Source organism: Cupriavidus oxalaticus, assembly GCF_038900635.1.
In the GTDB taxonomy this organism is placed as follows: domain Bacteria; phylum Pseudomonadota; class Gammaproteobacteria; order Burkholderiales; family Burkholderiaceae; genus Cupriavidus; species Cupriavidus oxalaticus_B.
In genome coordinates this window covers 84,765-110,718 of the sequence record NZ_JAYMRX010000017.1, presented here as the reverse complement: position 1 = coordinate 110,718, position 25,954 = coordinate 84,765, and the positions used below count along the sequence as shown (strand labels likewise).

Genomic DNA, 25,954 nt, shown 5'->3' with positions numbered 1-25,954 from the left:
GAGGGACAGGCCTCGTCTTGAAGCCGTCCACGGTCACGGTAGTGAACTGGCTGGGTGTGATCGTCGCGGAAAGATGGGTGGCGGCACGCCATGCCGCGGACAGCGGCCCCATACCGTCAGTCACGCTGTAGTTTTTGTCGCGGCGGTCGTCGTAGTACGCGGCTCCGGTCTTTCGGAGTCGGACCTGAGGCGGCTTGCGGCCCCCTGGACGCCACGCTGTGGCGACGGGAGGCGCTTTGTCTGAATGTCACCTGGCCGGGGCAGGATTCGAGTAGCCTTGCACTGCGATAAAACGACGCGTGGCCGGGCAGATGCCCGGCCACGCGCACGATTGCGGCCAGTGGCCGCAACCGGGATCAGGCTTCCATCACTTCGCCGAAGCGCTGCAGGTGGTAGTCGCTGTCGCCCAGCAGCTGGTCCAGCATGGTGAGGCGCTTGAAGTAGTCGCCCACGGACAGCTCGTCGGTCATGCCCATGCCGCCGTGCAGCTGCACCGCCTGCTGGCCGACAAAGCGCCCGGCGCGCGCAACCGTCACCTTGGCGGCCGACAGCATGCGGCGGCGCGCGGCAGGATCGGTTTCGTCCAGCGCCTGCGCCGCCACGTACGCCATCGACAGCGCCAGTTCCTTCTGCACCAGCATGTCGGCCATGCGGTGCTGCAGTGCCTGGAAGCTGGCCAGCGGCTTGCCGAACTGCTGGCGCGTGCCCAGGTACTCGCCGGTGATCTGGATCAGCTTTTCCATGGCGCCCGCGCCTTCGGCGCACAGCGCGGCGATGCCGTGCTCCAGGCCGACGCCCAGCGCCGCCAGGCCGTCGGCGGCCTGGCCCACCAGCGCGCTGGCCGGCACCGCGACGTCCTGCAGCGACAGGTCGGCGGCGCGCAGGCCGTCGATGGTGGGATAGGCGGTCACGCCCAGGCCCTTGCTGTCGCGCGGCACCAGGAACAGTGCGATCTCGTTACTGCCGGCCACGCGTGCGGTCAGCAGGTAGGCGTCGGCGGCTGCGCCGTGCCAGACCACGCTCTTGGTGCCGCTGATCACGTAGCCGTCGCCGCTGCGCTCGGCGCTGGCGCGGGCCGATTCCGGTCGGTAGCGCGTGGTCGGCTCCAGGTAGGCCAGCGTGACGATGCGTTCGCCCGAGGCGATCGCCGGCAGCCATTCCTGCTTCTGCGCGTCGCTGCCGTAGGCATTGAGGGTGGCGGCGGCCATCACGCCGCTGGGCGTGACCGGCTCCAGCACCAGGCCGCGGCCCAGCTCTCGCTGCACCACCAGCTGGCTGGCCGGGCCTTCGCCGAAGCCGCCGAAATCCGCCGGCACGGTCAGGCCCAGCACGCCCATTTCGGCGAGCTTGTTCCACACGCCGCGGTCCAGGCTTTCGCCCTGGCGCGCGCTCTTGCGGCGGGCCTCGAAGGTGTATTCGGTATCGATGAAGCGACGCAGGCTGTCTGCCAGCATCTGTTGCTCTTCGCTGTAGGTGAAGTCCATGTCAGCTATCCCTTCAGAAACCCAGGATCATCTTGGAGATGATGTTCTTCTGCACTTCGGTCGCGCCGCCGTAGATCGAGGTCTTGCGCATGTCGTAGTAGGTGGAGGCGGCGGGGGCGGCCCACTCGGGGCCCGACACCGGCTGTGTCGCGCCCGGCTCCAGCCAGTCCGGCGAATACGGCCAGGCGTTGGGGCCGGCCACTTCCATCATCAGCATGCCGAGATCCTGCTGCACCTCCGAGCCGCGGATCTTGACGATCGACGCTTCCGGTCCGGGCGTGCCGGCGGCCTGCGTGGCGACGCGCAGCAGCAGCATTTCCAGCGCCATGATGTCCATCTCGACGCGCGCGATCTTGTCGCGCATGCGCACGTCTTCGATCAGCGGGCGGCCGGCGCCGTCGGTGGCCTGGCTGGCGTAGTGCTTGAGCTGGCGCAGCTCGCGGTGGCAGTGGCCGATGCCGGCAATGCCGGTGCGCTCGTGGCCGAGCAGGTATTTGGCGTAGGTCCAGGCGCGGTTTTCTTCGCCGACCAGGTTCCCGACCGGCACTTCGACATCTTCGAACCAGGTCTCGTTGACGTCGTGGCCGCCGTCGAGCGTCTTGATCGGGCGCACCGTCACGCCGGGCGACTTCATGTCGATCAGCAGCATGGAGATGCCTTCCTGCGCCTTGGCATCGGGATCGGTGCGCACCAGGCAGAAGATCCAGTCGGCGAAGTGGGCCATCGTGGTCCAGGTCTTCTGGCCGTTGACGATGTACTTGTCGCCCTTTCGCACGGCGCGGGTCTTCAGCGAGGCCAGGTCGGAACCGGAGCCTGGCTCGGAGTAGCCCTGGCACCAGAAGTCTTCCACGCCCGGGATGCGCGGCAGGAAGCGCTGCTGCATCTCGGGGCTGGCGTATTTCATCAGCACCGGGCCGATCATGGTCAGGCCGAACGGCAGCAGGCGCGGCGCACCGGCGCGGAAGGTCTCGATTTCAAAGATCAGGCGCTGCAGCGCGGTCCAGCCGGTGCCGCCCCATTGTTTGGGCCAGGTGGGAGCGCCCCAGCCGTGTGCCTGCAGGATGCGGTGCCAGCGCACGTAGTCGTCCTTCTCGACGCGCTGGTGGTTGAGCACCTTGTTGCGGATGTCTTCCGGCAGGCTGGCCTGCACGAAAGCGCGGACTTCCTCGCGGAAGGCCTGTTCCTCGGCGGTGAAACGCAAATCCATCTGAATGTCCCCTCGTTACGCGGGCGGCCCGTTGCGGCAAGCAACCGGTTGCAGCCCTAGGTGTGCCGGCCGATTGTAGGGCGCGGGCGTCCTTCATTGCTTTTTCAATCATAAAGTCGCCCTTCGTGCCGGCGGAACCACCTGAGCCGGGTGGTGGCGGCGTGGACGAACACGGCCTTAGCCAATTCCAAATACCGCGGCGGGCAGCCTTGGCGCAAACTGGCGCGGCCTGCTCAAGTGCGTCCGTGTGCATCCCGGCGCATGTGCCGCCGGCAAGCATCGCTACTCCAGACGCATCCCGAACGAGCCCAGCCGCATGTCTTCCTTCCGCCCCGAATACATCCACGATATCCCTCGTCACTGGGCCGCGCAGACGCCCTCCGCGCCTTGCCTGTTCGAGAGCGGCGCCGTGATCAGCTATGGCGAACTGTGGCAGCGCATCGAAGCGGCGCGCGACTGGCTGGCGGCGCAGGGCGTGGGCGAGGGCGACCGGGTCATGGTGGTCGGCGAGAACTGCAACGAGATGGTGGTGACGCTGTTCGCCAGCAGCCTGCTGCATGCCTGGCCGATCCAGGTCAACGCGCGCCTGTCCGCGCGCGAGATCGACAATATCCGCGACCACGCCCGGCCGGCGCTGGTGCTGTTCACCGGTCATGTGTCCGACGTGGCCGCCGCGCATGGCGCGCGGCTCGGCGCGCAGTCCAGCGCTTGCCCCGTCTTTGCCGACGGCATGCTGGCGGTGCGCGCAGCCGGCGCTCCGGAACGCGTGGCCGGCGAACAGGCGCGCCAGGTCGCTACGCTGATCTATACCTCGGGCACTACCGGCGCGCCCAAGGGCGTGATGGTGCCGCACGCCGGCCTGACGCACTTTGCCCGCATCTCCGCCACCTCGCGCGACATGGGGCAGGCGGACGTGGCCTACGGGGCACTGCCGATGTCGCATATCTTCGGCATCGCCACCGTGCTGATGGCGACGCTCTACGCCGGCGCCAGCCTGTTCATGCGCCCGCGCTTCGACGGCAACGACGTGTTCGAGGCGCTGGAGGCGCCCGGCGTCACCATCCTGCAGGGCGTGCCGACCATGTTTACGCGCATCCTGGCGGTGGCGGCGCAACACGGCGCAGGCCCGGGCAAGTATCCGCGCCTGCGCTACCTGTACACCGGCGGCGCACCGCTCGATCCCACACTCAAGCGCGACGTCGAGACGCTGTTCGGCCAGCCGCTGCACCACGGCTACGGCATCACCGAGTACGCCGGCTCGCTCTTCATCACGCGCATGGACGCGCCGCGCGCCGACTGCTCGGCCGGGCATATCGTCGAAGGCGTCGAGATCGAGATCTCCGACGATGCCGGCACGCCGCTTCCCGCAGGCGAGCGCGGCCAGATCCGCGTGCGCGGCCCGGGCGTGATGCTCGGCTACTACCGCAACCCGGAGCAGACCGCCGAGGCGCTGCTGCCTGGCGGCTGGCTCAATACCGGCGACCTGGGCTACCTGGACGCCGATGGCGCGCTGTTTATCTCTGGCCGTTCCAAGGACCTGATCATCCGCTCGGGCTTCAACGTCTACCCGATCGAAGTCGAGTCGGTGATCAACGCCTTCCCCGGCGTGCGCCAGTCGGCGGTGGTGGGGCGCCCCGCCAGCGATGGCAACGAGGAAGTGGTCGCGTTTATTGAGACGCAGGAAGGCGCGAGCATCGATCCCAAGGCGCTCGACGCCTACCTGCGCGAAAGCCTGGCCCCGTACAAGCGCCCGGCGGAAATCCGCACCGTCGACGTCATTCCCACGACTGCCAGCGGCAAGCTGCTCAAGCAGCCGCTGCGCGCGCTGCTGGACTGAGCCGAATCCCCGAATCCCTTAACCGCGGGCCGGCGCGACACGCCGGCCCGGGCATTTCAGCCCTATCTGGAGGAGACAACAATGAAAACCTGGACCACACTGGCGGCACTGACCACGACCTTGCTGCTGCAGGGCGCGGCCTGGGCGACGGACGCCTACCCGTCGCGGCCGGTCAAGCTGCTGGTGGGCTATGCCCCCGGCGGCCCGGTCGACACCGCCGCGCGCATCTACGCCGAGCAGCTGGGCCGCGTGCTCAAGCAGCCGGTGGTGGTGGATAACCGCGCCGGCGCCAGCGGCGCCATTGCCGCCGACATGACCGCCAAGGCAACGCCGGACGGCTACACGCTGTACTTCGTCGCCAGCCCCACCATGACCATGACCCCGCTGATCCAGCGTTCGGTCAACTTCAACCCGGTCAAGGACTTCAGCTACATCGGCCTGATCACCGACTACACCAACGTGCTGCTGGTGAACAAGGATTTCCCGGCCAAGACCGTCGGCGAACTGGTCGACTACGCGCGCAAGCATCCGCAGGACGTCTCGTTCGGCTCGGCCGGCGTGGGCGCGTCGAACCACCTGTCGGCGGAACTGCTGGCGCAGATGAATGGCGTGAAGATGCTGCACGTGCCGTACAAGGGCAATTCGCCGGCGATGGCGGATGTGATGAGCGGCAAGGTGACCTTCATGTTTGATATCACCGGCACCGCCATCGGCCATATCAATGGCGGCAAGGTGCGCGCGCTGGCGGTTACGTCGAAGACGCGCAATCCCGCGCTGCCTACGGTGCCGACCATGATCGAGTCAGGCCAGAAGGACTATGACCTGACCGGCTGGTACGCACTGGTCGGACCGCAGAAGCTGCCGGCCGATGTGGTCGACAAGCTGGTCAAGGCGCAGAAGGCCATCGGCGATGACCCGGCTTATCGGCAGCGCATGGCGGCGGGTGGGTATGACGTCAATGTCAGCACGCCTAAGCAGCTGGGGGATCGGATCCAGCGGGAGCTGGCGTTGTGGGGCGGGGTGGTGAAGAAGGCGGGGATTCAGGCGGATTGAGGGGATCTTGGGGGCGCTACGGTTTGGCTCGGCGTCTTTTCGCTGTGCCCGTGCATGGCGCCTTTGATTTGATGTTATCGGCCTTTGAACCGCCTGGTTCCGCCCTCCTGGGCGGGTCACTTTTTGGCCGAGCGCCAAAAAGTAACCAAAAAGCGCGTCGCTGCGGCTGGCTGAGCCAATTTGGCGCTTCTGGTCATATTGGCGATTTTGGTCTCAGCGAGACGTGGTCGCGATTCCAGCCTGCTACGCCAAGTGAGTGAGTGTGGGTGCCTGACGAATACCCACCTTTGAACAATCCCCAGGACGGGTGTAGGCCGCCTGCTGCCTGCGGTATCGCATCATCGCCTACGGCTGCGCTGCGCGCGGCTCAGTCTCGCGGGTGAGGTGCCCTGGCGCGAACCCGCATCGCTTCGCTCGCTGGGCGGCGACGGCAATGGCCAGGGCGAGCTCGGCCGCGCTGCCACGTTAGGGCCCGCGCGTAGCGCAGCCGAAGGCGTCCCACCGATGAGGCTTTTAGCAGGCGGCCTACGCCCGGCATGGGGATCGTTCAATAACCGGTTAACGCCAGGCACAGGCCCTGAATCACCTGGCGTTAGCAGGTTCGAACGGGCACTCAAGCCAAACGGAAATCACCACCGCCTGAACCACCCACGCCACCAAATTGATAGCCAGCCGCTCAGGCGACGCGCTTTTTGGTTACTTTTTGGCGCTCGGCCAAAAAGTGACCCGCCCAGGAGGGCGGAACCAGGCGGTTCAACCAGCGACAACATCTCACCAGCACCCCAAATCCGCCAAGAACCTCATTAAATGCCATCCAGACATCGCCAGCATTTGCGCTTGACTTAGCGTATCAATCCTTCACAATCTGCGCCTTGATTGTGAACGGCAGGGTTCTCTAGACTGGCTGGGCTCCTGATCAACAGGAGTCGGGTGTGAGAACCCGGTTCACGTTACAGCGGACCGTCGCATAAGCGGCAATTTTCGAGTCCGTTGCGCTTGTGTGCGCCTTCACTTTACGGCGGGCCGGGCGGGGCCAGCTTCGGCTGGGCCGGGTAACGTCCGGTTTTCTCACCCCCGTCGTTTGGCCCGCCACCTCACGTGAGAATGAGTGGCGGGCCTCCACTTCTACGTTACGGAGGTCAACAATGCACCAGTCCACCATCGAACCCGACGCCTTCATCCCGCCTCGACTAGATGATTCCCTTTCGCGTTTCAGTCCCGAAACCCGACGCGCAGCGCGTGAGGACGCGCTACCTGTCCCCCGGCAACTCTTGTTATTGAATCTGCTGGATCAAGCCGATGCGATTGTGCGAGGCGCGGCCTGCGTACTGACATTGGTGACGCACAGCGATTGCGACGCACAGGAAGAAGGAAGCGTAGCCTTGCAGGCGACTACGCTGGATGCCTTGCGAGAACTCTGCCGGACCTCCCTTGGATTGCTGGCCGACAGGGTAGAACAAGTCGCAGAGGGAATTGAGGGCGCCATGGTCGGGTAACCAATTGAGGTTGGGCGCTGAGTTTGGGTGAGGGCGGGCGTGTCTGGCGAAGTAAGGCCTGCGGTATGCCACCGCCTGCCCTCACCCCCTGCCCCTCTCCCGCCAGCGGGAGAGGGGAGCAAACCTGCGGTGCGGATAAGGTTTCAGGCTCTTAAGCTTCCACTTCCGCCCACCCCTGCATCGCCTGCCCGCCGGCATCATCGCCCGTCCAAAGCACCAACCGGCCAGCCTGCGCCGGATCGGCCGCGCCGCCAACGATGATGGTGTCCTGGTCAAACAGCGGCGCCAGGCCGCGAAAGCCGAAGCGCCTGACGCGCGCCTGCGGAGCCTCGCGTGCCACCAGGTCCAGCATCAGCATGGCCTGCATCGGGCCATGCACCACCAGCCCGGGATAGCCTTCGACATCGCGGGTATAGCTGCGGTCGTAGTGGATGCGGTGGCCGTTGAAGGTCAGCGCCGAATAGCGGAACAGCATGACCGGCTCGGCCTGCAGCGTGCGCTGCCATTGCGCGGTGTGTTCCAGGCGCGGGCGCGGCGGCTGGGGCTTGGACGGGTCCGGCATGGCGCGGTAGACAATGTCGTGGCGCTCGTTGATCGCGGTCTTGCCGTTCACCGTCAGTTCATGGTCGACCGCGACGAACCACAGTTCGCCGCTGCGGCCGGTCTTGTACTGCACGTCCGCGATGGTGGAAGTACGCGTGACGGTATCGCCGATATGCAGCGGATGGCTGAAGGTCAGCTCGCTGCCGGCCCACATGCGCCGCGGCAGCGGCACAGGCGGCATGAAGCCGCCGAGGTGCGGGTGGCCGTCGCGGCCGATGTCGCGCTGCTGGGCGCGCGGCAGGAAATACAGCCAGTGCCACAGCGGCGGCAGGGGGCCCGCGGCGATGGCCTCGGGGTCGAGGTCGAAGGTGGCGGCCAGGCCGATCACCGGTTCGGGCGACAGCGTTTCGGTGCGCGATTCGCTGCGGCCGATCCAGCCGCGCAGGCGTTCGAGTTCGGAAGTGGCGTCAGTCATGGGCTTGCGGGTTCGGGTTGGACAGGAAAGGCGGGGCGCTATTGCGCCAGCGCCAGCAGGCGTTTGGCCTGCTCGATCACGGGCCGGTCGACCATCTTGCCATCGACCTGCACGGCATGGCTGCCGCTGGCGGTGGCGTCGAGCACGCGGCGGGCCCAGTCCAGCTGTTCTGCGCTGGGCAGGAAGCCGGCGTGCACCGCGCCAAGCTGCGCCGGATGAATGCACAGCTTGCCGGCAAAGCCGAGTTCGCGGGCGTAGGCGACGTCGCCCGCCAGCACGGCTTCATCCTTCAGCGCGGTGGTGACGCCGTCCACCGGCGGCGGCAACCCGGCCACGCGTGAAGCCAGCACGATGCGTGCGCGCGCAAACGCCAGCGCGTCGCGGGTGTGGCTGCAGCCCAGGTCGACCGCATAGTCGAGCGAGCCGAACGCCAGCCGCGCGACGCCGCTGGCCGTGGCCACCGTGTCGACCTGGTGCAGGCCGAGTGCAGTTTCGATGATGGCGACCAGCTCCCCCTGCGGGTTGATGGCGTGCAACGCCTGCGCAATCTGCGCTAGCGCGGCGGCGTCTTCGGCCTTGGGCACCATCAGCCCGGCCAGCGCGGTGCCGGCCGGCAGCGAACGCAGCCAGGCCAGGTCCGCGGCAAATGCAGGCGAGGCGCTGTCGTTGATGCGGACCATGGCGCGCGCGGCGGGCTGGCCCGCCAGCCAGGCGCCAATGGCTTCGCGCGCGGCGGGCTTGGCGTCGGGATGCACGGCGTCCTCGAGGTCGAGGATCATCACGTCGGGTCCCGCGGCGGCGGCCTTGTCGAAACGCTCCGGCCGGTCGCCGGGAACGAACAGGTAAGTGACGGCAGTGGTCATGCAGCGTTCCTCAGCGTGCGGCGGGCAGCCAGTCGTTGACGTTGGGCGCCTGCTCCAGTGCCCACACGCGCGCGATGATGGCGCGCATCTCGGCCTCGCTGGCACCGTTGCGGAAAGCGCCCAGCTGCAGCGCCTTGGCTTCCAGCTCGGGGCGCGACAGGGTGTTGTCCGGGTCGCCCTTAGGCACGTCCACGCGTGCGGCCAGCGTGCGGCCGTCGGTGGTCTTCACCGTGACGCGGCCGATCCACTGGCGCGGGTAGGCGGCGTTGATCTCCGGGTCGAGTTCCATCGTGACCTTGCCGCGGAAGTCGACGACTTTCGCGTCGGGCAGCGCGTGCTGCTCGAATTCCGCCAGGCCGGCGTGGCCATGCACGGCGACCAGCCCCAGCACCGTGCCCATCGAGAACTTGGCCTGGTGGATGGTGGCCGGGTTGACCACCGGGCCGAGTACGTCGATCGCGCCCTGGTGCACATGGGTGGTGACGCTGGCGATCTGGTCCGCGCCGATGCCTTCGCGCTGCATCAGCACCTTGAGCGCGTCGGCGGCCGGGTGCGTGTGGCGGCACGAGGCGAAGAACTTGAACGAGGTCTCGGCGGTGGCCCAGCGGGTGCCGAGGCCGTCGGTCAGCGCGGCGGGATTGGCGTCGCTCGACATGCCGGCGGCCATGCCTTGCTTGCCCTCCAGGATCTGCTTCGCACCGGTGAAGCCCGCGCGCGCCAGCCACGCCGATTGCAGGCCGTCGGCCGCGGCCTTGGCGGTGTGCAGCTGCTTGGAATCGGCGGCGTCGCGCAGGAACTCCCACAGGCCTGCGGCCTGCGTGCCGGCCGAGCCCAGCGCCTGGTTGATGCCTTCGGCATCCAGGTTGTAGAGCTTGGCGACGGCGGCAGCGGCGGCGAGCGTGCCGACGGTGCCGGTGGTGTGGAACACGGTGTAGTGCGAGCGGCCCATGAACTCGCCGATGCGGATGCCGGCCTCATAGCCGGCGATCGACGCCAGCAGCACCTCGGCGCCGGTCTTGCCTTCGGCCTGCGCCGCGGCGACCACGGCCGGGAACACCACCGCGGCCGGGTGCAGCACCGAGCCGCTGTGCACGTCGTCCTGCTCGACCACGTGCGACGACGCGCCGTTGATCAGCGCGGCGAAATAGGGCGAGGTACGGCGGCGGTCGACCAGAACTTCGGCGCTGTTCTTGCCTTCTGCCTGCGCGGGGCCCATGGCCGCTGCGAATTCCTGCAGGCGGCGTACGGCCGGGGCATCCTTGCCGGCGATGGCCGAGGCGATCCAGTCAAGGAACAGGTCCTTGGTGCGCTCGATCACGGGTGCGGGCACGTCCGCGAGCTTGAAGTCGGCCAGGAACTGGCACAGCTGGCGGGTCGGGTAGTTGGTGTCTGCGGCTTGGCTCATGCAGGCTCCGATGCGGAAATGAGTTTCGTGGAAATGGAAAAAAGCCCGGCGCTCTGTGCGAGATGGCCGGGCGTCGTGTGTTCAGATGGTCTGCTTGTCGGCCAGCGCGGCGATGTCGCCGTCGGCATAGCCGAGCTCGGCCAGGATCTGCCGGCTGTGCGCGCCCAGTGCCGGTACGTCGCCCATGACAGGCTCCACGCCCGACAGGTTGGCGGGCGGCAGCAGCGCGCCGATCGGCCCGCCCGGGGTGGCCACTTCGCGCCAGCGCTGGCGTGCCTGCAGCTGCGGATGGTTCCATACGCCCTCGATGTCGTTCATCGGGGCATTGGCGATCTGCGCCTCGTCCAGCAGGGCCTCGGCCTGCGCCACCGTCATCGACGCGAAGCGCGCTTCGATGATGGCGGTGAGTTCGGGGCGATTGCGCACGCGGGCCGTATTGCTGGAGAAGCGTTCGTCCTGCGCCAGTTCCCGGTTGCCGAGCACGATCTCGCAGAAATTGGCGAACTCGCGTTCGTTCTGCACGCTGAAGATCACGCTGCCATTGCCGGTGCGATGCACGCCATACGGGGCGATGGTCGGATGTGAAGCACCGAAGCGCGCCGGCGGCTTGCCGCCGTAGTGGCCAAAGTAGAGAACCTGGTTCATCCACTCGGCCATCGCCTCGAGCATGGTCACCTGCACGCGCAGGCCCTTGCCGGTGCGGCCACGCTGCAGCAGCGCCGAAAGGATGCCGCTGTAGGCGTACATGCCGGCCGAGATATCGGCGATCGAAACGCCGGCGCGCGACGGCTCGTTCGGGCCGCCGGTAAGGCCCACCAGGCCGGCGGCGGCCTGGATCAGCAGGTCGTAGGCCTTCTTGTCGCGATAGGGACCGGAGTCGCCATAGCCCGAGATGTCGCAGACGATGAGCTTGTCGTACTTGCCGTGCAGGCTGTCGAAGTCCAGGCCCATGCGCGCGGCGGCGCCGGGGGCGAGGTTCTGCACCAGCACATCGGCATCAGCCAGCAGCCGGTGCAGGATGGCCTGCGCCTCTTGATCCTTCAGATCCAGGGTCAGGCTTTCCTTGCCCCGGTTGAGCCACACAAAGTACGAGGCCTGGCCGTGCACGGACTGGTCATAGCCGCGCGCGAAGTCGCCCACGCCGGGACGCTCGATCTTGATGACGCGGGCACCAAGGTCGGCAAGCTGGCGAGTGGCGAAGGGAGCCGCAACCGCATGCTCCAGCGAAACCACGCGGATGCCGTCGAGCGGGCGGATGCCCTTGGAGTGATTTGGGGACATGCAAAAAGCCTCAGAACGAACGCGGCAGTTCGAGCACGTGCTCGGCCACGTAGGACAGGATCAGGTTGGTGGAGATCGGCGCGACCTGGTACAGGCGCGTTTCGCGGAACTTGCGCTCGATGTCGTATTCGGCGGCAAAGCCGAAGCCGCCGTGCGTCTGCAGGCAGACGTTGGCCGCTTCCCAGGAAGCATCGGCGGCCAGCAGCTTGGCGATATTGGCTTCCTTGCCGCACGGCCTGCCGGCGTCGAACAGGCGCGCGGCCTTGTAGCGCATCATGCTGGCGGCTTCGACGTTGATAAACGAGCGCGCGATCGGGAACTGCACGGCCTGGTTCTGGCCGATCGGGCGGTCGAACACGATGCGGTCGCGCGCATAGTTGCTGGCGCGCTCGACGAACCAGTAGCCGTCGCCCACGCACTCGGCGGCGATCAGGATGCGCTCGGCGTTGAGCCCGTCGAGGATGTATTTCAGGCCCTTGCCTTCCTCGCCGATCAGGTTCGCGGCCGGCACTTCGAGGTTGTCGAAGAACAGCTCGTTGGTCTCGTGGTTGACCATGTTGCGGATCGGCTTGACCGTCAGGCCCTTGCCGATGGCATCGCGCAGGTCGACCACGAACACCGACAGCCCCTCGGACTTGCGCTTGACCTGGTCCAGCGGCGTGGTGCGCGCCAGCAGCAGCATCAGGTCGGAGTGCTGCACGCGCGAAATCCATACCTTCTGGCCATTGACGATGTACTTGTCGCCCTGGCGCACCGCGGTGGTCTTCAGCTTGGTGGTGTCGGTGCCGGTGGTGGGCTCGGTGACGGCCATCGACTGCATGCGCAGCTCGCCCGAGGCGATGCCGGGCAGCCAGCGCTGCTTCTGTTCCTCGGAGCCGTGGCGCAGCAGGCAGCCCATCACGTACATCTGGCCGTGGCAGGCGCCGGAATTGCCGCCGCTGCGGTTGATTTCTTCCATGATGACCGAGGCCGCGGTCAGCGACAGGCCCGAGCCGCCATAGGTCTCGGGAATCAGGGCCGACAGCCAGCCGGCCTGGGTCAGCGCCTGCACGAAGCGCTCGGGAAAGGCTTCCTGCTCTTCCACGCGCTGCCAGTATGCCGAATCGAAGCCGGCGCACAGGTCGCGCACGGCCTCGCGGATTTCGGGATACAGCAGTTCCGGATCCTGTTCTGCAAGCATGGGGAGGCCCCGTCTATATCGAATGGGGCCATTATTCCCGACCCCTCCGCCAGCCGAAATTCGGATTTGCGAAAGAGCGGCTTAGGGCCGCCGGAAGCGCTTGCGGCGCCCTATGCACCTGGTTGCGCAGCGGGTTGGGCAACGCAGGACGCCCGGCTGTGCCGGGCGTCTCAGGGGTACAAAGGGCGTTCAAGGGCAGGGCGCGGCCCCGCGGGTTGGTGTCAGTGTACGAACAGCCAGATCAGGATGAGGACAAAGGCCGGGACACCAAGTAGCCAGGCGAGGATGTAGGGCATGGTGTAGCTCCTGTTTTGAACTAGTCGCGGTGATTCCAATATAGGGTCGGGTCCGCAGCGGGACTGTCGGGGAGGTTCCGCTTGCCGTGTAGGACGCCGCCGCATGGACCGGTAAGGCGCCGCCGCATCGGTGTACGGCCAGCGCCAGCGGCTTGCGGCGCGTGCTACGCTCAGATCTGCACCCAAGCACGTGGAGGCGAGCGATGGACGGGGTCTGGTCGGAAGTCTACAGCGCGATCCGCGCCGAATTCAGCGATGTGCCTGACGCCGGCGAAGCCACCCGCATCCTGGTGCGGCTGACCGTGGCGGTGGTGCTGGGCGGGCTGATCGGCTATGAGCGGGAGGCCTCGGGCAAGGCCGCCGGGCTGCGCACCCATATGCTGGTGGCGCTGGGTTCGGCGCTGTTCGTGCTGGTGCCGCTGCAGGCGGGGGTGCCGCTGGCGGACATCAGCCGCGTGCTGCAGGGGCTGACCGCCGGGATCGGCTTCCTGGGCGCGGGTGCGATCCTGAAACACAACAGCGAAGCCGACATCAAGGGCCTGACCACGGCAGCCAGCATCTGGATGGTGGCGGCAATCGGCGTGGCGGCCGGTCTCGGGCGCGACACCACGGCGGTGATCGCCACGGTCTTCACGCTGATCATCCTGCAGATCCTGCTGCGCCTGAAATAGCGCTGCGGGTCACAATTTGCGAGCCTTTATCCCCCCGGCTCGCGCCAGTCTCCTTCCAATGCGCGCCAGCGCACGCAGTGCCGGCGCGCGCCGGCCTATGCTGTGCGGACACTGCTCCGAGATGACGGGGCAGGTGGCAGGCAGGGAGGGTGGCATGAAATCATCGATCCGTGACGAAGCGGCGCTGGCCGCTTTCGTGGGCCCGCGCTACGCGTATTACAGCGGCCGCTGGGCCCTGGCCGAGGCGCGCGGCGGCATGTCGTGGAACTGGGCGGCGTGCCTGTTGGGCCCGTTCTGGATGGCCTACCGGCGCATGTACTGGCAAGTGGGCGTCTATGCCCTGATCGTCTGCACGGAGCCGGTACTGCACGCGCTGTTCCGCGTCGACATGCCGCTGGCGCTGTCCCGTCCGCTGCTTTATGCGCTGGCGCTGCTGCTGGGCATGTATGGCAACCAGCTGTACCGCTGGCAAGCCGACTCCACCATCCGGCGCCTGCGCGAGTACCACTGGTCGCCGGAGCTGGTCCACGATTCGCTGGCGCGCTGCGGCCGCACCAGCTGGCCGGGCGTATTCGCCATGGGGCTGCTGCTGGCGGTGATGTTGGTCTCGCTGCGCCCGCTGGCCGGGCTGGTGGCGCATTCCACGGGGCTGTTGGCCGGCTAGCGCGGGGCCCTTACACCGACCGTTACACCGGCTCGCGCGACGCGTCGACCAGGTACTGGATCAGGGTCTCGGCGAACTGGGGCAGCTCGCGCCCGGGGCGCCGCACCAGGCGCAGCTCGCGCTTGGCCCATTCGTCTTCCAGCTGGATAAAGCGCAGCACCTTGCGGCTGGCGTAGCGCCGCGCGCAGCTGTTGGGCACGATGGCGATGCCGGCGCCGGCTTCGACCATGCGGCAGACCGCGTCGAAGCTGCCGACCTGGATGCGCAGGCTGATGCGCTTGCCCATGCCGCTGGCGATGCGGTCCAGGAACGACTGGATCGCGCTGAACTGGTTGAGCCCGACGAAGCGGCAGGTGTCGAGCAGGTCGGCGAAATGCAGCCGCTTGAACGCCGGGAGCGGGTGGTTCACCGGCGCGATCACGATCAGCTCGTCGCTGCACAGGTGCATCACGTCCAGATCCTGGGTCGCGACTTCACCGGCCACGATGCCGAGGTCGGCCGCGCCCGCGCTGATGGCCGACACGATTTCCTGCGACAGGTGCTCTTCCAGCTCGATGTCCACGTCCGGGTTCTCGGTCAGGAAGCGCGACACGCCCGTGGCCAGGAAGGAGTTGGTGGCGGTGGTATTGGCCAGCAGCCGCACGCGGCCCTTGACGCCCTTGGCATAGGGTCGCAGGTCGGAATGCAGGCACTCCAGCTCGCGGAAGACCTCGCGCGCGTGGCGCAGCAGTGCGTCGCCCGCCGGGGTAAGGCGCACGCCTTTGACCTGGCGGATCAGCAATTGTGTCTGGAACGCCTCTTCCAGCTGCTTGATCCGGGTGCTGGCCGCCGGCAGCGACAGGAAGCTGCGCTCGGCGGCGCGGGTCAGGTTTTCCGTCTCGCCGACGTTCAGGAAAAGGCGCAGATCGGTCAGGTCGTAATGCATGGGCTTCCGTCAGGCCAAAGGCCACTTTTATGATTCGTGAATTCCAAAGACGCGGGTGCCAATTTATCGTATCCCACGCGGCAATGACATCCGGAATGACAGCACTCGGGCGCCGCCCGACAGGCGGGGTGCCGATAATCGCACCGGAATTCGGACCGGACCGGCATGTGAACGGCGATTCCGGACGATCATCGCGCCACATACCCCGGTTTCGCCGTACGCACCGTGATCGCCCTGCCGATGGCAGCGGTGACCGGACGACAGGATTTCAGAGGATTCGAGAGGAGCAAGGCAATGAGCGGATTGATGGCAGGCAAGGTTGCGCTGGTGACGGGCGCGGGTGGCGGGATCGGACGCGGCATCGCGCTGGCGATGGCCGCCGCCGGGGCCAAGGTGGTGGTCAATGACCTGGGCGTGTCGATGACGGGCGAGGGCGGCGACACCGGCCCTGCGCAGCGCGTGGTGGAAGAAATCCGCGCCGCCGGCGGCGAGGCCGTGGCCAACACGGACAGCGTCTCGACCTGGAACGGCGCCAACGCCATCGTGCAGTGCGCGCTGGACAATTTCGGCCGCATCGACGCGGTGGTCAACAACGCGGGCAACCTGCGCGACCGCATGTTCTTCAAGATGAACGAGGAAGAGTGGCGCTCGGTGATCGACGTGCACCTGCATGGCACCTTCTTCGTCAGCCGCGCCGCGGCCAATTACTTCAAGGACCAGGAGAGCGGTGCCTACGTGCACATGACCTCGACCTCGGGCCTGATCGGCAACCTGGGCCAGGCCAATTACTCGGCGGCCAAGCTGGGCATCGCCGCGCTGTCGAAGTCGATCGCGTTGGACATGCAGCGCTTCAACGTGCGCTCGAACTGCATCGCGCCGTTCGCGTGGAGCCGCATGACCAGCTCGATCCCCGCTGAAACGCCGGAAGAAAAGGCGCGCGTCGCCAAGCTGCAGAAGATGGAAGCCGGCAAGATCGCCCCGGTGGCGGTGTACCTGGCCAGCGACGCCGCGTCCGAAGTCAACGCCCAGATCTTTGCGGTGCGCGCCAACGAGATCATGCTGATGAGCCAGCCGCGCCCGGTGCGCTCGGTGCACATGAGCGAAGGCTGGACCCCGGAAAGCGTGGCCGAGATCGCCATGCCGGCGATGCGCAACAGCTTCTTCAAGCTGGAGCGCTCGCCCGACGTGATCGGCTGGGACCCGATCTGAGATGGCGGGGGCGCAATCCCTGCCCGGTACCCGCGGCGCCCTCGAGGGCGTGCGGGTGCTCGACCTGTCGCGCATCCTGGCGGGACCGTGGTGCGCGCAGAACCTGGCCGACCTGGGGGCCGAGGTCATCAAGGTGGAGCGCCCCGGCGCCGGCGACGACACCCGTTCGTGGGGGCCGCCCTGGCTGCCCGACGCGAACGGCAAGCCGTCGCGCGACGCCACCTACTTTGCCGGTGCCAACCGCGGCAAGCAGTCGGTGACGCTGGATATCGCCAGCCCGGAAGGGCAGCAGATCGTGCGCGAACTGGCCGCGAAGTCGCAGATCGTGCTGGAGAACTACAAGGTCGGCGACCTGAAGCGCTACGGGCTGGACTATGAAAGCCTGAAGGCGGTCAACCCGGCCATCGTCTATTGCTCGATCACGGGCTACGGCCAGACCGGGCCGAGCGCGCACAAGCCCGGCTACGACTTCATTTTCCAGGGCCTCGGCGGCCTGATGAGCGTCACCGGCGAGCGCGACGACCTGCCCGGCGGCGGGCCGCAGAAGGTCGGCGTCGCGGTGGTCGACATGCTGACCGGCATGTATGCCACGGTGGCGGTGCTGGCCGCGCTGCGCCATGCCGAGCGCACCGGCGAGGGCCAGCATATCGACATGGCGCTGCTTGATGCGGTGGTGGCGGTCGGTGCCACGCCGATCATCGCCCAGCGCGTGACCGGCAAGGCCATGCCGCGCTTTGGCAACGCGCACGCCAACATGGTGCCCTACCATGTGTTCGCCACCGCCGACGGCTACATGATCGTGGCGGCGGGCAACGACGGGCAGTGGCAGGCTTACTGCCGTGGTATCGAACGCGCCGACCTGGCCGCTGACGAGCGCTTTGCCACCGGTCCCGGCCGCATCGTCCACCGCGAGACGCTGGTGCCGATGCTGGAGGCGCACATGCGCACGCGCGAGACCGCCCACTGGGTCCAGGCGCTGGAAGCGCAGGGCATCCCGTGCGGGCCGATCAATGACTACGGGCAGGTGCTGGAAGACCCGCAGGTGCGGCACCGCGAGCTGCAGGTCGACCTGGTGCGCGCCGACGGCAGCCTTTGCCCGACCGTCAAGAGCCCGTTGCGGCTGTCGGCGACGCCGGTGCAGTACGATGCGCCGCCGCCGCGGCTGGGACAGCATACCGAGCGTGTGCTGGAAGGCGTGCTGGGTTTGTCCGCCGCACGCATTGCCGCGCTGCGGGAGCAGGGCGTCATCTGAAGCACAGGTCCCGGGGCGCCTGCACAAAGTCCCCGCATCGCCTAGGCTGTTTCCAGGGCGCGCCGCGCGCCCGGCTTCCGGAGACAGCACATGAATGAGGAAACCTTCAACCTCAGCATCCGCAAGTTCCTCAAGGTCGTCGGCGTCAGTTCCCAGCGCGAGATCGAGCAGGCGATTGCCCAGGCCATTGCCGACGGCACCATCGCCGCCACCGGACGCTTTCCGGTGACGATGACCCTGGAACTGCCGGCGGCAAAGCTCAAGGCGAAATTCGACGGCGAGATCCAGCTCGAATAGCGCGGTTCAGGCCGGCTCCAGCTCGCCGCGCAGCCCCCGCAACCGGTACTCGCCCGGGGCCACGCCGGTCCACTTCTTGAACGCGCGATGGAAGGTGCTCGGCTCCGAGAAGCCCAGGCGCAGGGCCACTTCCTGCAGCGTCGTGCCGGGGTGCTCCAGCATGCCGATGGCGACATCGCGGCGCAGGTTGTCCTTGATGCTCTGGTAGCCGCGGCCCTCGTCGCGCAGCCGGCGGCGCAGCGTCTGTGGCGTCAGGCGCAGCATCTGCGCCATCTGCTCCAGTGATGGCAGTTCGTCGTTCAGGTGCGAGCGCAGGTGCTGGCGAATGCGTTCGGCCAGGCAGCAGCTGTCGCGGTAGCGGATCAGCAGGTTGCGCGGCGCTTCCTGCAGGAAGGCGGGCAGGCTGTCGCCGTCCTGCATCACCGGCAGGCGCAGGCAGGCGGCATCGAAATGCAGCGCCGTGACCGGCTGGCCGTAGTGCACGGCGGTCTTGAACACGCGTTCGGTGTCGTTGCCGCCTTGCGGGCGTTCGTTGGCCAGGTCGACGCGCAGCAGCGGGATATGCTGCGCCACCAGCCAGCTCACCAGCGCATAGCCCTGGAACACAAAGGTCGATTCCGCGAAGCTGCGGCATGCGGAGGTCGGTGCGCGCCGTTGCAGCCGGATCGAGGCGATCCTGCCATCGGCGCTGACATGCAGGCGCGGCGTGAAGGCATCGAGATGCAGCCGGTACAGGCGCATTGCGGCGTGGATCGCATCTTCCAGCGTGGCGCAATGGATCATGGCGCGCGCCGCCTGAGCAAACGTGCCGGGCGGGACCGGACGGTCCAGCAGCCCCCACAGCTCGTCGCGCATGACGCGGCGCAGCGTGCGGATCAGCGCCGCGTACTGACCCTGTGTCACGCGCGCGCTCGGCGAGGCCAGCAGCGCCGGCGAAACGCCGGCGCGGCGCAGCAATGCGTCGACATCGTGGCCGAGGCGGCGCGCACCCTGAAGGATGCGGTGCACGTGCTGGATCGCGACCGTGTGGCGTGCCGGGGCCTGGGCAGCCGAGGCTGCCATGGCTTCCCTGGCTTGTGCCGCGCCGGGCAGGCGCGTGGCACTGCCGGGCGCCGGACCCTGCGTCCGGGCGCCGGCGATGTGCAGCTTGCGCGGTACTGGCGGGCGCAGCGATGGCAGGACAGCGGTGTGCATGGGTCTCCTCGTCACGTGGCGCGCCGGCGCGGACATTTCCGGTCTTTGCGCCACCTTAGCAAGCGCCGGCCGCACCGCACAATCGGGATTTGCCAAAGCCTGCCTTTTGCCTGAACGATTCGGCCAATCATTTTGGCCCGTCTGGTCATTGTCCACGCACCGCAGCATCGCGCACTCTCCGGCTAATACAAGAGAACCGGCCCGCCAGCGCGGCCAGGACCGGGTGAGCCGGGGCCAGGCGCCCCACTCGCTCCGGAAAAAACCAAAGGAGACCAACAGATGCAGGCAAATCGTCGTGATGTGCAGCTTCGCAATGCATTGATGCGCTTCGGGGCAGGGTTGCTGGCGGCGGCAAGCGCGGGATTGCTGACCACGGGCACGGCCTGGGCCGAGGCAGCCTTCCCGAACAAGACTGTGCGGCTGGTGGTGCCGTATCCGGCCGGCGGCGCCACCGACGTGCTGGGGCGCGCGGTGGCGGATGGCCTGGGCAAGGCCTGGAAGCGCCCGGTGGTGGTGGAGAACCGCCCCGGCGCCAGCAGCATGATCGGTTCCGAAGCGGTGGCCCGCGCCGAGGCCGACGGCCATACCGCGCTGCTGACGATTACCACGCTGGTGCAGGCGCCCAGCCTCTACGCCAAGCCGCCGTTCGACCCGGTCAAGGATTTCGTGCCGGTGTCGGAGCTTGGCACCACCAACCTGGTCTTTGCCGTGCACAGCGCCGTGCCCGCCAACAACATCAAGGAATTCATCGAGCTGGTCCGCGCCAAGCCGAAGCAGTTTTCCTACGGCTCCTATGGCACCGGCTCGAGCGGCCACCTGTACGGCGAAATCTTCAAGGAGTCGGCCAAGCTCGACATGGTGCACGTCTCGTACAAGGGCGAGGCGCCTGAGCTGAACGACCTGCTCGGCGGCCAGGTGCCGGCCGCCATCATTTCCGTGATGGGCGCCAAGCCGCACAACGCCTCGGGCCGCCTGCGCGCGCTTGCCGTGACCGGCGCGGCGCGCTCGCCGCAGCTGCCGGACGTGCCGACCTTCCGCGAAGCCGGCGTGGCCGGCATGGACGGCCAGGGCTGGTTCGGCCTGTTCCTGCCGGCGGCGACGCCGCGCGCGGTGGTCGACAAGTACGCCGCCGAGGTCAACCGCGTGCTGGCCCAGCCCGAGCTGCGCAAGCGCATGGGTGAAATGGGCATCGTGCTGACCGGCAGCACGCCCGACGCCTTTGCGCAGACCGTGCAGACCGACTACGCCCGCTGGGGCAAGGTGATCCGCGTCAACAACATCCGGCTGGACTGATTTCCCATTTTTTGATTTGAACCGCTGACGTGCTGCAAATGAAGCCTGCTACAAGTACCAACCTGCCGTTCCGTTCCCAAGCCTGGCCGCCGGGCTTGCCCGCCACGCTGCATACGCCGCGCACCAGCCTGTATTACAACGTCGAGGCCGCCGCGCGCCGCTATCCGGACAAAGCCGCGATCCAGTACTTCGGCACCGCGATCTCGTACGCGCAACTGCAGGACGAGATCGAGCGCATGGCCGGCTACCTGCAGCAGGCCTGCGGCATCCAGCCCGGCGACCGCGTGCTGCTGTTCAGCCAGAACTGCCCGCAGTTCATCATCGCCTACTACGCAATCCTGCGCGCCGAAGGCGTGGTGGTGCCGGCCAACCCGATGTGGCTGGAGGCCGAGCTGGCGCACGTGGTTTCCGACAGCGGCGCGGTCGCGGCCTTTGCCGGCAGCGAGCTGTACCAGTGCCTGTCGCCGCTGCACGGCCCGGCCCTGCGCCACGTGATCGTGCACGACTACGCCGGCATGCTGCGCGACGACGGCGGCCTGCCGGTGCCGGCATGGCTGCGCGAGCCCGCGCCGGCGCCGCAGGCGGCGCCATCCGGCGCGATGCCGGTGGCGTGGGATGCCGCCAGCGCGGCCGGGCACCGCCCGCTGCCGCACCAGGCCGGCTTCGACACGCTGTGCATGCTGGCCTACACCTCGGGCACCACCGGCAATCCCAAGGGCTGCATGCATACGCACGGCACGATGATGACCGCCGCGGTCGGCTCGCAGATCTGGCGCAGCAGCACGCCCGAATCGGTGGTGCTGGCGGTGGCGCCGATGTTCCACCTGCTGGGCATGCAGAACTGCATGAATTCGCCGATCTACCTCGGCGCCACCGTGGTGCTGATGCCGCGCTGGGACCGGGCGCTGGCCGCCGACCTGATCGAGCGCTACCGCGCCTCGGTATGGGGCGCGCCGCCGGCGATGATGGTGGACTTTTTCTCGCAACCCGGCATCGCGCAGCGCGACCTGTCGAGCCTGGCCTTCCTCGGCGGCGGCGGCGCCGCCATGCCCGACGCGGTCGCCAACATGCTGCAGGAGCGCTTCGGCCTGCCTTACGTCGAAGCCTACGGCATGACCGAGACCGCATCGTTCCTGCTGTCCAACCCGCGCCACAAGCCCAAGCGCGAATGCCTGGGCATCGCCACCTTCGGCGTCGATGCGCGCGTGATCGATCCGCAGACGCTGGCAGAGCTGCCGCAAGGCCAGACCGGCGAGATCGTCGCGCATGGCGGCCAGGTGATGCAGGGCTACTGGCGCAACCCCGAAGCCAACGAGGCCTCGTTCGTCGAGCTCGACGGCAAGCGCTTCCTGCGTACCGGCGACCTGGGCTTCATGGACGAAGAGGGCTACTTCTTCATGCGCGACCGCCTCAAGCGCATGATCAACGCCTCCGGCTTCAAGGTCTGGCCGGCCGAGGTGGAGAACCTGCTGTATGGCCATCCGGCCATCCACGAGGCCTGCGTGATCGCCGCGCGCGACGAGCGCCGCGGCGAGACCGTCAAGGCCGTGATCGCGCTGCGCCCAGAGGCGCGCGGCACCGTCGAGGCCGATCCCGAACGCATCATGGCCTGGTGCCGTGAGCGGCTGGCGGCCTACAAGGTGCCGCGCATCGTCGAGTTCGTCGAGGCGCTGCCCAAGTCGGGTACCGGCAAGATCCAGTGGCGCGCCCTGCAGGAGCGCGAGATGCAGGCCGAGGCCCCGCGCGCCTGAGCGCGCGGCGAAACACAGAACAGAGAGAGACACAGCATGCAGCAAAGCAGACGCAACTGGCTGGCGCAGGCCGGCACCCTGGCCGGCGCGGCCATCCTTGGCACCACCGGCCAGGCCTTCGCTCAGCAGCCGTATCCGAGCAAGCCGATCCGCCTGATCGTGCCGTATCCGGCCGGTGGCGGCACCGATACCGTCGGCCGCCTGGTCGGCCAGCGCCTGGCCGAGATCCTGGGCCAGCCGGTGGTGGTGGAGAACAAGCCCGGTGCCAGCGGCATGCTCGGCAATGACACCGTCGCCAAGGCGCCGGCCGACGGCTACACGCTGCTGCTGGCGATCACCGCGATGATCCAGTCGCCCAGCCTGTACAAGCGCATGCCGTACGACGTGGCAAAAGACTTCACGCCCGTGTCGCTGATCGCCAAGTCATCGGACCTGTTCGTCGTGCCCAACCGCGTGCCGGCCAGCAACATGCGCGAGTTCCTGGCGCTGGCCAAGGCCGGCAAGCTCAGCTACGGCTCCTACGGCAACGGCACCTCGTCGCATCTGCATGGCGAGCTGCTGCGCCAGCAGGCCGGCATCGACCTGGCCCATATCCCGTACAAGGGCGCCGCGCCGCTGATGAGCGACGTGCTCGGCGGGCAGGTGGATTCGGCCTTCGTCGACGTGACTTCGGCCAATCCCTATCTGGGCAGCAACAAGTTCAGGATCCTCGGCATCACCGGCAGCCAGCGCTACAAGGCGCTGCCCAATGTGCCGACCTTCGGCGAGCTGGGCTTGAAGGGCTTCGAGCCCAACGGCTGGTTCGGGCTGTTCCTTCCCGGCGGCGCGCCCAGGGACGTGACCGCCAGGCTGGCGGCCGAGACCGCGCGTATCGTGAAGCTGCCCGAGGTCTCGCAGAAGCTGGCCGGCATGGGCCTGCAGCCGGTCGGCTCGACCCCGCAGGAACTGGCCGAGGTGGTCAGCAACGACATGCCCAAGTGGGCCCGGATCGTGCGCGACGCCAACATCCAGCTCGACTGAGCGCCATCGCCAGCCACGGCACCGCAGCCACGCCACCGCAGCCACGCCACCGATACCGGAGCCCATCCATGGAAACCATCCGCTTTGCCATCGAAGACGGCATCGCCACCCTGACCCTGAACTATCCCGAGCGCAAGAACGCGCTGTCGATCCCGATGCGCGGCGAAATCGGCGAAGCCATCCGCCAGGTGCGTGCCGACGAGAGCGTGCGCGCGATGATCCTGACCGGCGCCGGCACCGATTTCTGCTCGGGCGGCGACATCAGCTCGATGCAGGTAGAGATCGACGCGCCGCAGGGCCGCCGCCGGCTGCAGCAGGCGCACGGCTGGCTGGAAGACCTGATCCAGCTCGACGTGCCGGTCATTGCCGCGGTCAACGGGGCGGCCTACGGTGCCGGCTTCAGCCTGGCGCTGACCGCCGACATCATCCTGGCCACGCCGCGGGCGCGCTTCGGGCTGCCGTTCCTGCGCATGGGGCTGATCCCCGACTGTGGCGTTTTCTACACCCTGCCGCGGATGATTGGCCTGCAACGTGCCAAGGCGCTGATGTTCTCGATGCGCGAACTCGATGCCGAGGCCGCGCAAGACCTTGGCATCGTCATGGAAATCGTGCCGGAGGAAAGCCTGGCCGTTCGCGCGCAGGCGCTGGCGCGCGCCTTCACCGAGGCCTCGCCGGTTGCGGTGGGCCTGACCAAGCAGGCGCTGAACGCGTCGCTCAACCAGGACCTGCACACCATGCTGGCGATGGAAGCGGACGGACAGGGCATTGCCTTTTCCACCGGCTACCGCCGCGAGGCCGCCGACCGCTTTATGGCCAAGCAGCCGCTGCGCTACCGCTGGCCTGACTGAGCGCCGTCGCCATGCTGCCATGCAGCATGGCGACTCACCGTTTGACCCCCCGTTTACGTATACAGGCAGGCCGCGCCGGACGTCGCTTGCCTCTGTCTATCACCCGTTCACCCTCGTATCTGCACACCATGGCAACCCAACATCAACATGCGGCGCCCGCCGCACGCCAGACTCCCTGGATGACCGAAGACCTGGAGATGTTCCAGGACACCGTACGCCGCTTTATCGAGCGCGAGCTGGCACCAAACGAAGCGCGCTGGGCCGAGCAGGGCTACATCGACCGCGACGTGTGGCGCCGCGCCGGCCAGGCCGGCCTCCTGTGCGCCAGCATCCCGGAAGAGTACGGCGGCGGCGGCGGCAACTTTGCGCATGAAGCCGTGATCACGCGCGAGATGGCGCGCGCCATCTTCACCAGCCTGGGCAACAACGTGCACAGCGGCATCGTGGCACATTACCTGCTCAACTACGGCACCGAAGCGCAGAAGAAAAAATGGCTGCCGCAGATGGCCAGCGGCGAGATGGTCGCGGCCATCGCCATGTCGGAACCCGGCGCCGGTTCGGATCTCAAATCGGTACGCACCCGCGCGGTGCGCGAAAAGACCGCAAACGGAGACTGCTATCGCATAAACGGTGCAAAGACTTTTATTACGAACGGTTACCACGCCGACCTGGTTTGCCTGGTCGCCAAGACCGATCCGGAAGCCGGCTCGCGCGGCGTCTCGCTGATCATGATCGAGACGCGCGAGCTCGAGGGCTTCCGTCGCGGCCGCATCCTCGAGAAGATCGGACAGAAGGGCCAGGACACCGCCGAGCTGTTCTTCGACGACGTGCTGGTGCCGTGCGAGAACTTGCTCGGCGAGCAGGAAGGGCAGGGTTTTTACCAACTGATGCAGCAGCTGCCGCAGGAGCGGATGATCATCGCGCTGGGCGCGACCGCATCGATGCATCGCGCGATCGAGCTCACCACCGAATACGTGCGCGAGCGCAAGGTCTTCGGGCAGGCGCTGGCCGACCTGCAGAACACACGCTTCCGCCTGGCCGAGTGCAAGACCGAGGCGACCATCGCGTCCACCTTCGTCGACGACTGCATGATGCGCCTGATGGCGGGTACGCTGGATGCCGCGACCGCCGCGATGGCCAAGTGGTGGTGCACGCAAAAGAATTGCGAGATCATCGACGAGTGCCTGCAGTTTCACGGCGGCTACGGCTACATGCTGGAATATCCGATCGCGCGCATGTACGCCAACGCACGCGTGGGCAAGATCTACGGCGGCTCCAACGAAATCATGAAAGAGCTGGTGGCACGCACGCTCTGATGGCTGCGCGCAGTGCCTACTGCTATCAGCACTCTGCGTATGCTGATGCGCGTCTGAGCTGATTCTGGAACCAACACAAAGGCCGGCATCTGTGCCGGCTTTTGTGTTTCCGGTTACAAAACCGGCTGTGCACGGTTCTGCGGAAAGGTGTAAGGTTTGTCACAAGCATGGTCAATGGCCCGTCGCGCGCGGGGTGCGGCACCGAGTGGAAATATCAGCCAAAAGCTGACAGCGCCACCATCGGAATCAGGCGATATGCAGCGTGGAATCAAGCGTTGCGTCGATGCAAGATTCGTCAACTCGGACTCCACCATCGCCGTTATTTGACTATGATGAAGTAAAGTCTTCGCAACATTCACCGGTCGTCAAGCCGGGGTGGCGAACCGCGGAACTT

At 67.3% G+C, this 25,954-nt stretch carries 22 protein-coding genes; 13 read left to right on the top strand and 9 right to left on the bottom strand.

What is annotated here, in order from left to right; genetic code table 11:
• Nucleotides 1-356: 356 nt before the first annotated feature.
• Nucleotides 357-1,484, bottom strand: a complete 1,128-nt coding sequence (locus VSR71_RS23895) for an acyl-CoA dehydrogenase (protein ID WP_342916275.1) — start codon at nt 1,482-1,484, stop codon at nt 357-359.
• Nucleotides 1,485-1,497: 13 nt separating this feature from the next.
• Nucleotides 1,498-2,691: an acyl-CoA dehydrogenase family protein gene (locus VSR71_RS23890; RefSeq protein WP_342916274.1), complete on the bottom strand. Its 1,194-nt coding sequence runs from the start codon at nt 2,689-2,691 to the stop codon at nt 1,498-1,500.
• 316 nt (nt 2,692-3,007) lie between these two features.
• On the opposite strand from VSR71_RS23890, the gene VSR71_RS23885 reads away from it, so the two are divergent.
• The 3 genes from VSR71_RS23885 to VSR71_RS23875 all read left to right on the top strand — a co-directional run bounded on the left by VSR71_RS23885 (nt 3,008) and on the right by VSR71_RS23875 (nt 7,077).
• A complete protein-coding gene (locus VSR71_RS23885) occupies nt 3,008-4,528 on the top strand; it encodes a class I adenylate-forming enzyme family protein (RefSeq protein WP_342916273.1) in 1,521 nt (506 codons plus the stop codon).
• A gap of 81 nt (nt 4,529-4,609) precedes the next feature.
• Nucleotides 4,610-5,581, top strand: a complete 972-nt coding sequence (locus tag VSR71_RS23880; protein ID WP_342916272.1) for a tripartite tricarboxylate transporter substrate binding protein — start codon at nt 4,610-4,612, stop codon at nt 5,579-5,581.
• Between the two features lie 1,145 nt (nt 5,582-6,726).
• Entirely contained in the window at nt 6,727-7,077 is a 351-nt protein-coding gene (locus VSR71_RS23875; protein WP_342916271.1) for a hypothetical protein, read from the top strand.
• A gap of 151 nt (nt 7,078-7,228) precedes the next feature.
• On the opposite strand, the gene VSR71_RS23870 is transcribed toward VSR71_RS23875, so the two are convergent.
• The 5 genes from VSR71_RS23870 to VSR71_RS23850 form a co-directional block, all read right to left on the bottom strand.
• Nucleotides 7,229-8,095: an FAS1-like dehydratase domain-containing protein gene (locus VSR71_RS23870; RefSeq protein ID WP_342916270.1), complete on the bottom strand. Its 867-nt coding sequence runs from the start codon at nt 8,093-8,095 to the stop codon at nt 7,229-7,231.
• A gap of 38 nt (nt 8,096-8,133) precedes the next feature.
• Nucleotides 8,134-8,958 (bottom strand): CoA ester lyase, encoded by an 825-nt coding sequence (locus tag VSR71_RS23865; RefSeq protein ID WP_342916269.1) that lies wholly within the window; start codon nt 8,956-8,958, stop codon nt 8,134-8,136.
• A gap of 10 nt (nt 8,959-8,968) precedes the next feature.
• Complete coding sequence (locus VSR71_RS23860) at nt 8,969-10,363, bottom strand: MmgE/PrpD family protein (RefSeq protein WP_342916268.1); 1,395 nt, start codon at nt 10,361-10,363, stop codon at nt 8,969-8,971.
• A gap of 81 nt (nt 10,364-10,444) precedes the next feature.
• Nucleotides 10,445-11,644 (bottom strand): CaiB/BaiF CoA-transferase family protein, encoded by a 1,200-nt coding sequence (locus VSR71_RS23855; protein ID WP_342916267.1) that lies wholly within the window; start codon nt 11,642-11,644, stop codon nt 10,445-10,447.
• 10 nt (nt 11,645-11,654) lie between these two features.
• Nucleotides 11,655-12,824 carry an acyl-CoA dehydrogenase family protein gene (locus VSR71_RS23850; protein WP_342916266.1) on the bottom strand — a complete coding sequence of 390 codons (1,170 nt, stop codon included), beginning with the start codon at nt 12,822-12,824 and terminating at the stop codon, nt 11,655-11,657.
• A gap of 499 nt (nt 12,825-13,323) precedes the next feature.
• Between VSR71_RS23850 and VSR71_RS23845 the strand changes: the two genes are divergently transcribed.
• Together VSR71_RS23845 and VSR71_RS23840 are read left to right on the top strand one after the other, a co-directional pair.
• On the top strand, nt 13,324-13,791 hold the full coding sequence (locus tag VSR71_RS23845) for an MgtC/SapB family protein (RefSeq protein WP_342916265.1): 468 nt from the start codon (nt 13,324-13,326) through the stop codon (nt 13,789-13,791).
• A gap of 154 nt (nt 13,792-13,945) precedes the next feature.
• A complete protein-coding gene (locus VSR71_RS23840) occupies nt 13,946-14,455 on the top strand; it encodes a DUF2628 domain-containing protein (protein ID WP_342916264.1) in 510 nt (169 codons plus the stop codon).
• 22 nt (nt 14,456-14,477) lie between these two features.
• Here VSR71_RS23840 and VSR71_RS23835 read toward each other — a convergent pair whose 3' ends face one another.
• On the bottom strand, nt 14,478-15,380 hold the full coding sequence (locus VSR71_RS23835; protein ID WP_342916263.1) for a LysR substrate-binding domain-containing protein: 903 nt from the start codon (nt 15,378-15,380) through the stop codon (nt 14,478-14,480).
• Between the two features lie 294 nt (nt 15,381-15,674).
• On the opposite strand from VSR71_RS23835, the gene VSR71_RS23830 reads away from it, so the two are divergent.
• The 3 genes from VSR71_RS23830 to VSR71_RS23820 all read left to right on the top strand — a co-directional run bounded on the left by VSR71_RS23830 (nt 15,675) and on the right by VSR71_RS23820 (nt 18,138).
• Nucleotides 15,675-16,589: an SDR family NAD(P)-dependent oxidoreductase gene (locus VSR71_RS23830; protein ID WP_063241982.1), complete on the top strand. Its 915-nt coding sequence runs from the start codon at nt 15,675-15,677 to the stop codon at nt 16,587-16,589.
• A gap of 1 nt (nt 16,590) precedes the next feature.
• Nucleotides 16,591-17,841: a CaiB/BaiF CoA-transferase family protein gene (locus tag VSR71_RS23825; RefSeq protein ID WP_342916262.1), complete on the top strand. Its 1,251-nt coding sequence runs from the start codon at nt 16,591-16,593 to the stop codon at nt 17,839-17,841.
• A gap of 90 nt (nt 17,842-17,931) precedes the next feature.
• Nucleotides 17,932-18,138, top strand: coding sequence for a DUF6494 family protein (locus tag VSR71_RS23820; protein WP_342916261.1), 207 nt, complete (start codon nt 17,932-17,934; stop codon nt 18,136-18,138).
• A gap of 6 nt (nt 18,139-18,144) precedes the next feature.
• Here the strand turns inward: VSR71_RS23820 and VSR71_RS23815 are convergent, their stop codons facing one another.
• Nucleotides 18,145-19,332, bottom strand: coding sequence for an AraC family transcriptional regulator (locus VSR71_RS23815; protein WP_342916260.1), 1,188 nt, complete (start codon nt 19,330-19,332; stop codon nt 18,145-18,147).
• A gap of 279 nt (nt 19,333-19,611) precedes the next feature.
• On the opposite strand from VSR71_RS23815, the gene VSR71_RS23810 reads away from it, so the two are divergent.
• The 5 genes from VSR71_RS23810 (at nt 19,612) to VSR71_RS23790 (ending at nt 25,560) form a co-directional block, all read left to right on the top strand.
• Nucleotides 19,612-20,625, top strand: coding sequence for a tripartite tricarboxylate transporter substrate binding protein (locus VSR71_RS23810; protein WP_342916259.1), 1,014 nt, complete (start codon nt 19,612-19,614; stop codon nt 20,623-20,625).
• A gap of 38 nt (nt 20,626-20,663) precedes the next feature.
• Nucleotides 20,664-22,376 carry a long-chain fatty acid--CoA ligase gene (locus tag VSR71_RS23805; protein ID WP_342916258.1) on the top strand — a complete coding sequence of 571 codons (1,713 nt, stop codon included), beginning with the start codon at nt 20,664-20,666 and terminating at the stop codon, nt 22,374-22,376.
• Nucleotides 22,377-22,412: 36 nt separating this feature from the next.
• The gene (locus VSR71_RS23800; RefSeq protein ID WP_342916257.1) at nt 22,413-23,396 is read left to right on the top strand and encodes a tripartite tricarboxylate transporter substrate binding protein; all 984 of its coding nucleotides are present in this window, start codon (nt 22,413-22,415) and stop codon (nt 23,394-23,396) included.
• 68 nt (nt 23,397-23,464) lie between these two features.
• The gene (locus VSR71_RS23795) at nt 23,465-24,244 is read left to right on the top strand and encodes an enoyl-CoA hydratase/isomerase family protein (protein ID WP_342916256.1); all 780 of its coding nucleotides are present in this window, start codon (nt 23,465-23,467) and stop codon (nt 24,242-24,244) included.
• A 128-nt stretch (nt 24,245-24,372) separates the two neighbouring features.
• Nucleotides 24,373-25,560, top strand: a complete 1,188-nt coding sequence (locus VSR71_RS23790) for an acyl-CoA dehydrogenase family protein (protein WP_342916255.1) — start codon at nt 24,373-24,375, stop codon at nt 25,558-25,560.
• Nucleotides 25,561-25,954 lie beyond the last annotated feature (394 nt).

Coding starts and splice junctions, on each gene's coding strand:
- VSR71_RS23845 (WP_342916265.1), top strand. CDS start 13,324: ATGGACGGGGTCTGGTCGGAAGTCTACAGCGCGATCCGCGCCGAATTC.
- VSR71_RS23800 (WP_342916257.1), top strand. CDS start 22,413: ATGCAGCAAAGCAGACGCAACTGGCTGGCGCAGGCCGGCACCCTGGCC.
- VSR71_RS23860 (WP_342916268.1), bottom strand. CDS start 10,363: ATGAGCCAAGCCGCAGACACCAACTACCCGACCCGCCAGCTGTGCCAG.
- VSR71_RS23850 (WP_342916266.1), bottom strand. CDS start 12,824: ATGCTTGCAGAACAGGATCCGGAACTGCTGTATCCCGAAATCCGCGAG.
- VSR71_RS23840 (WP_342916264.1), top strand. CDS start 13,946: ATGAAATCATCGATCCGTGACGAAGCGGCGCTGGCCGCTTTCGTGGGC.
- VSR71_RS23835 (WP_342916263.1), bottom strand. CDS start 15,380: ATGCATTACGACCTGACCGATCTGCGCCTTTTCCTGAACGTCGGCGAG.
- VSR71_RS23865 (WP_342916269.1), bottom strand. CDS start 8,958: ATGACCACTGCCGTCACTTACCTGTTCGTTCCCGGCGACCGGCCGGAG.
- VSR71_RS23825 (WP_342916262.1), top strand. CDS start 16,591: ATGGCGGGGGCGCAATCCCTGCCCGGTACCCGCGGCGCCCTCGAGGGC.
- VSR71_RS23795 (WP_342916256.1), top strand. CDS start 23,465: ATGGAAACCATCCGCTTTGCCATCGAAGACGGCATCGCCACCCTGACC.
- VSR71_RS23870 (WP_342916270.1), bottom strand. CDS start 8,095: ATGACTGACGCCACTTCCGAACTCGAACGCCTGCGCGGCTGGATCGGC.
- VSR71_RS23830 (WP_063241982.1), top strand. CDS start 15,675: ATGAGCGGATTGATGGCAGGCAAGGTTGCGCTGGTGACGGGCGCGGGT.
- VSR71_RS23815 (WP_342916260.1), bottom strand. CDS start 19,332: ATGCACACCGCTGTCCTGCCATCGCTGCGCCCGCCAGTACCGCGCAAG.
- VSR71_RS23810 (WP_342916259.1), top strand. CDS start 19,612: ATGCAGGCAAATCGTCGTGATGTGCAGCTTCGCAATGCATTGATGCGC.
- VSR71_RS23880 (WP_342916272.1), top strand. CDS start 4,610: ATGAAAACCTGGACCACACTGGCGGCACTGACCACGACCTTGCTGCTG.
- VSR71_RS23875 (WP_342916271.1), top strand. CDS start 6,727: ATGCACCAGTCCACCATCGAACCCGACGCCTTCATCCCGCCTCGACTA.
- VSR71_RS23855 (WP_342916267.1), bottom strand. CDS start 11,644: ATGTCCCCAAATCACTCCAAGGGCATCCGCCCGCTCGACGGCATCCGC.
- VSR71_RS23890 (WP_342916274.1), bottom strand. CDS start 2,691: ATGGATTTGCGTTTCACCGCCGAGGAACAGGCCTTCCGCGAGGAAGTC.
- VSR71_RS23895 (WP_342916275.1), bottom strand. CDS start 1,484: ATGGACTTCACCTACAGCGAAGAGCAACAGATGCTGGCAGACAGCCTG.
- VSR71_RS23790 (WP_342916255.1), top strand. CDS start 24,373: ATGGCAACCCAACATCAACATGCGGCGCCCGCCGCACGCCAGACTCCC.
- VSR71_RS23820 (WP_342916261.1), top strand. CDS start 17,932: ATGAATGAGGAAACCTTCAACCTCAGCATCCGCAAGTTCCTCAAGGTC.
- VSR71_RS23805 (WP_342916258.1), top strand. CDS start 20,664: ATGAAGCCTGCTACAAGTACCAACCTGCCGTTCCGTTCCCAAGCCTGG.
- VSR71_RS23885 (WP_342916273.1), top strand. CDS start 3,008: ATGTCTTCCTTCCGCCCCGAATACATCCACGATATCCCTCGTCACTGG.